This is a genomic window from Microbacterium sp. Leaf351 (genome assembly GCF_001423825.1).
GTDB lineage: Bacteria > Actinomycetota > Actinomycetes > Actinomycetales > Microbacteriaceae > Microbacterium > Microbacterium ginsengisoli.
On record NZ_LMPK01000035.1, the window covers coordinates 20,938 to 27,816 of the forward strand.

The following is a 6,879-nucleotide window of genomic DNA, read 5'->3' on the forward strand; positions in this document are numbered from 1 at the left end:
CGATTCCGCAGCTCGGTGTGCCGCTGGGTGTGTTCCTCGCCAACGTCGCGTTCCTTCTCACCGGCAACCTGGGTGACGAGTGGTCGTGGCGCCTGCCGTTCCTCTTCAGCGCGATCCTGATCATCGCGGGCCTCATCATCCGCTTCAAGGTCGCCGAGTCGCCCGAGTTCGAAGAGGCGAAGGCGACCGGACAGCTCGAGAAGAACCCCCTGTGGACGGTCATCCGCGACGACTGGCGCACGGTGCTGCGCGTGATCGCGCTGCGCCTGGCCGAGACCGGCGGCTTCTACGTCGTCGTGACCTACCTGATCTCGTACCTCACGACCTCGCACCACGCCGACCGTGGCACCGCGCTGACGGGCCTCATCATCGCGACAGCGATCGGTGCGGTCTCGACCGTGCTGTGGGGCGCCTTGAGCGACCGCACCGGCCGGCGCTCCCTCTACATCGTGGGATCGGTGCTGACGATCGCGTTCGGCTTCCCGATGTTCCTGCTCGCGAACACCGGAATCCCGGCGCTCATCGTGCTGGTGTACATCATCGGTCTGCCGATCATCCACGACATGCTGGCCGGCGTGCAGGGCGCCTACTTCAGCGAGCTGTTCAAGACCGGCACGCGCACCTCGGGCGCCTCGCTCGGCTACCAGTTCTCGGCGGCGATCTCGGGCTTCATCCCGTTCATCGCGGCGGCGGTCGCCGTGGGCCTCGGCTGGGGCGGTGTCGCGTGGATCTACGTCGCCGTCGGCGTCATCGGTCTGGTCGGTGCGCTGCTCACCCGTGAGACCTGGGGCCGCCGCGAGCGCGCCGAGGTCGACCGCATCATCGCGGCCGCGGAGTAACCCCCTCGCGGGCGGCGGCGGCCTGCCGCCGCCCGCTTCCCTCTTCCAGGAGTCACAGTGAAGACGATCATCCTCGACGACGATCCCACCGGCACGCAGTCGGCGACCGGGGCGCTCGTGCTGCTCCAGCTCGACCGCGAGGCCCTCGGCCGTGCGCTGGCCGAGCGCGACAGCGTGTACGTGCAGACCAACTCGCGCGCGCTCGACGAGGCGGCCGCGGTCGCGCTCGTGCAGCGCATCCGCGGCCTCGCGCTCGACGTGGCGGCAGAGCTCGGCGACGAGGTGCGCTTCGTGCTGCGCGGCGACTCGACCTTGCGCGGCCACGTGTTCGCCGAGACGGCCGAGCTGCTGGCGGACGACGATGTGATCGTGTTCGCGCCTGCGTTCCCCGAGGGGGGCCGCACGACGCGCGGGGGCGTGCACTACGTGCGCATCGACGGGGTCGACGTGCCCGCGCACGAGACCGAGTACGCCGATGACCCGGTGTTCCCGTTCCGCACCGCGGTGATGGTCGACTACGTGCGGGAGGCCTCGGGCCGTCGCGCGGTGTCGGTGCCCCTCGAGTCGGTGCGCTCCGGAGGCCTGGTGCAGGTGATCCTGGATGCCGCGCCGGGCACGGTCATCGTTCCCGACGCAGTGGATGCCGCGGACATCGCGGCGATCGCGGCGGCCCTGGACGCCGCGTGGGCGGCGGGTGCGGGCGTCGTCGTGCGCTCCGCCTCGCCCCTCGCCGCGGCGATCGCCGATGTGTCCAGCGTCGGCCTCCTCCCCGTGCCGCTCGTCGCAGATCCGCGCCGCGTGCTGCTCGCGTGCGGCTCCCACACCCACGGCGCGACCCGACAGCTCGCCCTCGTCGAGGAGCGTTGGGGCGACCCGACGGTGCTCGACACGGCGGCGGCCCTTGCCGACCCGGTCGCCGAGGGGCATCGCGCGGCATCCGTCGAACGCGAGCGGCTGGCCGGAGCGGGGTTCGGTTACGTCACCACGGCGCGCGAGCGCTCGACCTCCCACGGCACGCTCGCGCACGGCGAGAGCGTCATGACCGCGCTGACGACGGCCGTCGCCGAGCTGCTCGGCGATGCCGACGTCGTCGTCGCGAAGGGCGGCATCACCTCTGCCGAGGTCGCCTCGAGCGGCATCGGCGCGACATCCGCTCTCGTTCTCGGCCAGGTGCTCCCCGGGGTCTCGGTGTGGCAGGTGACGGGCCGCGACGGCCGCGACCGCCTTTACGTCGTCGTGCCGGGCAACGTCGGCGGGCCGGAGACCCTCGTCGACGTGCTGCGTGCCGTCGGCGCCCCCGAGACGGAGGTCGTGCGATGAGCGCTCCGGTCGTCGTCACCGCCGTCTTCCACCCCCGTGAGGGCGCGACGCAGCAGCTCGTGGAGGCCATGGCCGCGGGCATCGCCCTCACCCACGCCGAGAGCGGATGCCTCCTCTACGCCATCCACGACGCGGCGGACGGCACGATCACCATGCTCGAGAAGTGGGCGAGCGCGGCCGACCTCGAGGCCCATGCGACCGGTGCGGCGATCGCGCGTCTGAACGCCGACATCGCCGAGCACCTCGCGGCGCCGGTGGTCGTGACCGTCATGACCCCGATCCCCGCCGGGGACGCCGAGCGCGGACTCCTCCACGGCGCGGGGGAGTAGCCGGTCGTCCCCGCAGGGCGGGGCCGGCCTCCGGGCGTCCGGTGTCCTCGTTACCCTGGAGGGGTGAGCACGCCCGCCCCCGCCTTCGACGAGTACGACGGGCTCGAGCCGCTCGATGACTGGGCGCCGCCGCCGGAGGACTGGGCGCCGCCGCCCGACGTGCTCGATGCACCGGCATCGGCACCCGTCGGCGACGTGACGGATGCCGCGGCATCCGCGCCCCGGCGCAGCTTCGACGGCGCCGACCCGCTCACGGTGCTGCACGAGGTTTACGGCTACGGTGCGTTCCGCGGCGACCAGGCCGACATCGTCGCCCATGTCGTCGCGGGCGGCGACGCGATCGTGCTCATGCCGACCGGCGGCGGCAAGAGCGTGACCTACCAGGTGCCGGCGCTCGTGCGTCCGGGCACGGGGCTCGTCGTGAGCCCGCTCATCGCCCTCATGCACGACCAGGTCGAGGCGCTGCGTGCCAACGGCGTGCGAGCCGAGTACCTCAACTCCACCCTCAGCGGCCCCGAGCGCGCCCGTGTCGAGCGCGAGTACCTCGCGGGCGAGCTCGACCTGCTCTACGTCGCGCCCGAGCGGCTGAACGTGCCCGACACGCGCGCGCTCCTGCGGCGCGGCTCGCTGAGCGTGATCGCGATCGACGAGGCCCACTGCGTCTCGCAGTGGGGTCACGACTTCCGTCCCGACTACCTGGTGCTCGGCGACCTCGTCGACGACTTCCCCGGAGTGCCGCGCATGGCGCTCACGGCCACCGCGACCCGCGAGACGCACGCCGAGATCGGGCGTCGCCTGCGTCTCGACGACGCGCGTCACTTCGTGGCCAGCTTCGACCGGCCGAACATCCAGTACCGCATCGAGCCGAAGACCGACGCGCGTCGTCAGCTGCTCGGCTTCATCCGCTCGCAGCCCGAGGGTTCGGCCGGCATCGTCTACGCGCTCAGTCGAAAGAGCGTCGAGCAGACCGCCGAGTACCTGCGCGGTCAGGGTCTCGATGCGCTCCCCTATCACGCGGGTCTCGACGTCTCGGTGCGGGCGGCGAACCAGTCCCGGTTCCTGCGCGACGAGGGCGTCGTGATGGTCGCGACGATCGCGTTCGGCATGGGAATCGACAAGCCCGACGTGCGGTTCGTCGCCCACGTCGACCTGCCCAAATCGGTCGAGGGCTACTACCAGGAGACCGGTCGCGCGGGCCGTGACGGCGAGGCATCCGTCGCCTGGATGGCCTACGGGCTCGCCGACGTCGTGCAGCAGCGGCGGCTGATCGAGCAGTCCGAGGGCGACCTGGCACATCGACGTCGCCTGCAGCAGCATCTCGACGCCATGCTGGCCCTGTGCGAGACGGTCGGATGCCGCCGCCAGAACCTGCTCGGCTACTTCGGCGAGACCGCGGCGCCGTGCGGAAACTGCGACACCTGCCTCACACCCCCCGACACGTTCGACGGCCTCGTGCCCGCACAGAAGCTGCTGTCGACCATCGTGCGGCTGCAGCGCGAGCGCGGGCAGGCGTACGGCGCGGGGCAGCTGATCGACATCCTGCGCGGCGCCCGCACCGCGCGCATCACCCAGCTGCGGCACGACGAGCTCGCGACGTTCGGCATCGGCAGCGATCTCTCCGACCAGGACTGGCGCAGCGTCGTACGGCAGCTGCTCGCCCGCGAGGTGCTGGTCACCCAGGGCGAGTACGGCACGCTCGGGCTCGGCGAGGCCGCCGGCGGTGTGCTGCGCGGCGAGACTCCCGTGCCGCTGCGGCGGGATGTGCTCGGCCGCGCGGGCGGGTCGACGCGGGTGCGGAAGGCCGCGGCATCCGACGCCCTCGACGCATCCGATCGGCCGCTGTTCGAGGCGCTGAGGGAGTGGCGTGCCCAGACCGCGCGCGAGCAGGGGGTGCCCGCGTACGTCGTGTTCGGCGACGCGACCCTGCGTGCCCTCGCCGAGCACCGGCCGGCCGCCGCTGACGAGCTCGACGGCATCACGGGCATCGGGGCGAAGAAGCGCGAGGCCTACGGCGACGCCGTGCTCGCGGTCGTCGCCGCGCACGGCGGCTGACGCGCGGCGCCGGACCCCTGGCTCGACTGCAGCGCCGGAGCACTGGCTCGACTGCAGCGCCGGACCACTGCCTCGCGACAGTCATGCCCCGCTGTCGGCGCCGCACAACCCGGCGCGCCGACGGTGCCCGGTGCGACTGTAGGAATCCCACCATCGACTTGGGCATGAGTTGTGCGGCTTCTACCGTCGGATCGAATCCCCGATCCCCTCGTCGAGAGGTACGTCATGGTCGACACTGCCGTCCGTCCCGTCTCCACCCCTGAGCCCGAGCGCGCATCGCACGCCGCCGAGCCCCGCATCGATCAGGCCGCCGTCGGCGCCGCCCTGCTCGGCACCTGGGCCGACGTGCGCCGGCAGGCGCGTCAGATGATCAAGGACTCCGCCTTCTGGAAGGTCGACGGGCTCACCATCCACGATCACCGTGAGCGCGTGTTCGGGCAGCTGCAGCTGCTCGTCGATGCCGGCGTGTCGGGGGTCGCCTACCCGACCGAGTACGGCGGCCGTGCCGACAACGGCGCGAACATCGCCGGCTTCGAGGAGCTCGTGCTCGCCGACCCCAGCCTGCAGATCAAGGCGGGCGTGCAGTGGGGCCTGTTCGGGGCAGCCATCCAGCAGCTCGGCACCAAGAAGCACCACGACCTGTGGCTCGACGACGTGCGCGAACTGAAGCTGCCGGGTGCGTTCGCGATGACCGAGACCGGTCACGGGTCGGATGTCGCGGCCATCGGCACGACCGCGACCTATGACGTCGAGACGGCGGAGTTCGTGATCCACACGCCGTTCCGTGGGGCGTGGAAGGACTACCTCGGGAACGCCGCGGTGCACGGGCGGGCGGCGACCGTGTTCGCGCAGCTCATCACGGGCGGCGTGAACTACGGGGTGCACTGCTTCTTCGTACCCATCCGCGACGAGGCGGGCGCGTTCCTCCCCGGCGTCGGCGGAGAGGACGACGGCGTCAAGGGCGGTCTCAACGGCATCGACAACGGTCGCCTCCACTTCGACCAGGTGCGGGTGCCGCGCGAGAACCTGCTGAACCGGTACGGCGACGTCGCTGCCGACGGTACGTACTCCAGCGACATCCCGAGCCCCGGTCGCCGCTTCTTCACGATGCTCGGCGCGCTGGTGCAGGGCCGCATCTCGCTCGACGGCGCCGCGACCACCGGCACGGCGCTCGCGCTGAAGATCGCCGTCACCTACGCGAACCAGCGACGCCAGTTCGACGGCGGCACGCCCGAGGGCGAGCTGACTCTCTTCGACTACGGCAAGCACCGCCGTCGCCTGATCCCCCGCATCGCGACGGTGTACGCGCAGGCGTTCGCGCACGACGAGTTCCTCAAGAAGTTCGACGGCGTCTTCAGCGGCCGCACCGACACCCCGCAGGAGCGGGAGGACCTCGAGACCCTCGCGGCGGCGCTGAAGCCGCTGTCCACCTGGAACGCCCTCGAGACGATCCAGGAGGCGCGAGAGGCCTGCGGGGGCGCCGGCTTCCTCGCCGAGAACCGGCTCGTCGGACTCCACGCCGACCTCGACGTCTACGTCACCTTCGAGGGCGACAACAACATCCTGCTGCAGCTGGTCGGCAAGCGCCTGCTCACCGACTTCGCGACGCAGTTCAAGGGCGCGGATGCCGCCAAGCTCGCCCGGTACGCGGTGGGCCAGGTGGCCGGGCGCGCGTTCCACGGTGCGGGTCTGCGGCAGATCGGCCAGGCGTTCGTCGACGCAGGCTCCACCGCCCGGTCGGTCGAGTACGGCCTTCGCGGCGAGCGTCAGCATGAGCTGCTCGCGGGCCGCGTGCAGCAGATGGTGACGGATGTCGCCACCCGCCTGCGTCCCGCCGCGAAGCTCGATGCGACGGCCGCCGCCGAGCTGTTCAGCGACAACCAGGCCGACCTCATCGCCGCCGCCCGCGCACACGCGGAGCTGCTGCAGTGGGAGGCCTTCACCGACGGCCTCGCGCTCATCGATGACGAGGACTCGCGTCAGGTGCTCACCTGGCTGCGCGACCTGTTCGGCCTGCAGCTCATCGAGAAGAACCTCGCCTGGTACCTGATCCATGGGCGCCTCTCGACCCACCGTGCCGCGTCGGTGAGCAAGTACATCGACCGCCTGTGCGCGCGGTTGCGCCACCACGCGCAGGACCTCGTCGACGCATGGGGCTTCGAGCCCGAGCACGTGCGTGCGCCCATCGCGTCGGGCGCCGAGCGGGCTCGCCAGGACGAGGCCCGCGCGTACTACCGCGACCTCGCCGCGTCCGGCGCCGCCCCGGTCACCGAGAAGTCGCTCGGCAAGAAGAAGAAGCGCTGACCCGGATGTCTCATCCCGCCGCTAGCGTGGCGGGG

At 71.7% G+C, this 6,879-nt stretch carries 5 protein-coding genes; all 5 read left to right on the forward strand.

What is annotated here, in order from left to right; translation table 11 throughout:
* On the forward strand, nucleotides 1-839 hold an 839-nt coding region (locus ASG00_RS18215; protein WP_235559512.1), incomplete at its 5' end, for an MFS transporter.
* Nucleotides 840-896: 57 nt separating this feature from the next.
* Nucleotides 897-2,159, forward strand: a complete 1,263-nt coding sequence (locus ASG00_RS11175; RefSeq protein ID WP_056209616.1) for a four-carbon acid sugar kinase family protein — start codon at nucleotides 897-899, stop codon at nucleotides 2,157-2,159.
* On the forward strand, nucleotides 2,156-2,488 hold the full coding sequence (locus tag ASG00_RS11180; RefSeq protein WP_056209617.1) for a putative quinol monooxygenase: 333 nt from the start codon (nucleotides 2,156-2,158) through the stop codon (nucleotides 2,486-2,488). Before ASG00_RS11175 ends, ASG00_RS11180 begins: the two co-directional genes overlap by 4 nt.
* Before the next feature lie 63 nt (nucleotides 2,489-2,551).
* On the forward strand, nucleotides 2,552-4,540 hold the full coding sequence (gene recQ, locus ASG00_RS11185; RefSeq protein ID WP_056209618.1) for a DNA helicase RecQ: 1,989 nt from the start codon (nucleotides 2,552-2,554) through the stop codon (nucleotides 4,538-4,540).
* 225 nt (nucleotides 4,541-4,765) lie between these two features.
* Nucleotides 4,766-6,844, forward strand: a complete 2,079-nt coding sequence (locus ASG00_RS11190) for an acyl-CoA dehydrogenase family protein (protein ID WP_056209619.1) — start codon at nucleotides 4,766-4,768, stop codon at nucleotides 6,842-6,844.
* Nucleotides 6,845-6,879 lie beyond the last annotated feature (35 nt).

Excerpts from the sequence above, each read along its gene's own strand:
- ASG00_RS11190 (WP_056209619.1), top strand. The coding sequence starts at position 4,766 with ATGGTCGACACTGCCGTCCGTCCCGTCTCCACCCCTGAGCCCGAGCGC.
- ASG00_RS11180 (WP_056209617.1), top strand. The coding sequence starts at position 2,156 with ATGAGCGCTCCGGTCGTCGTCACCGCCGTCTTCCACCCCCGTGAGGGC.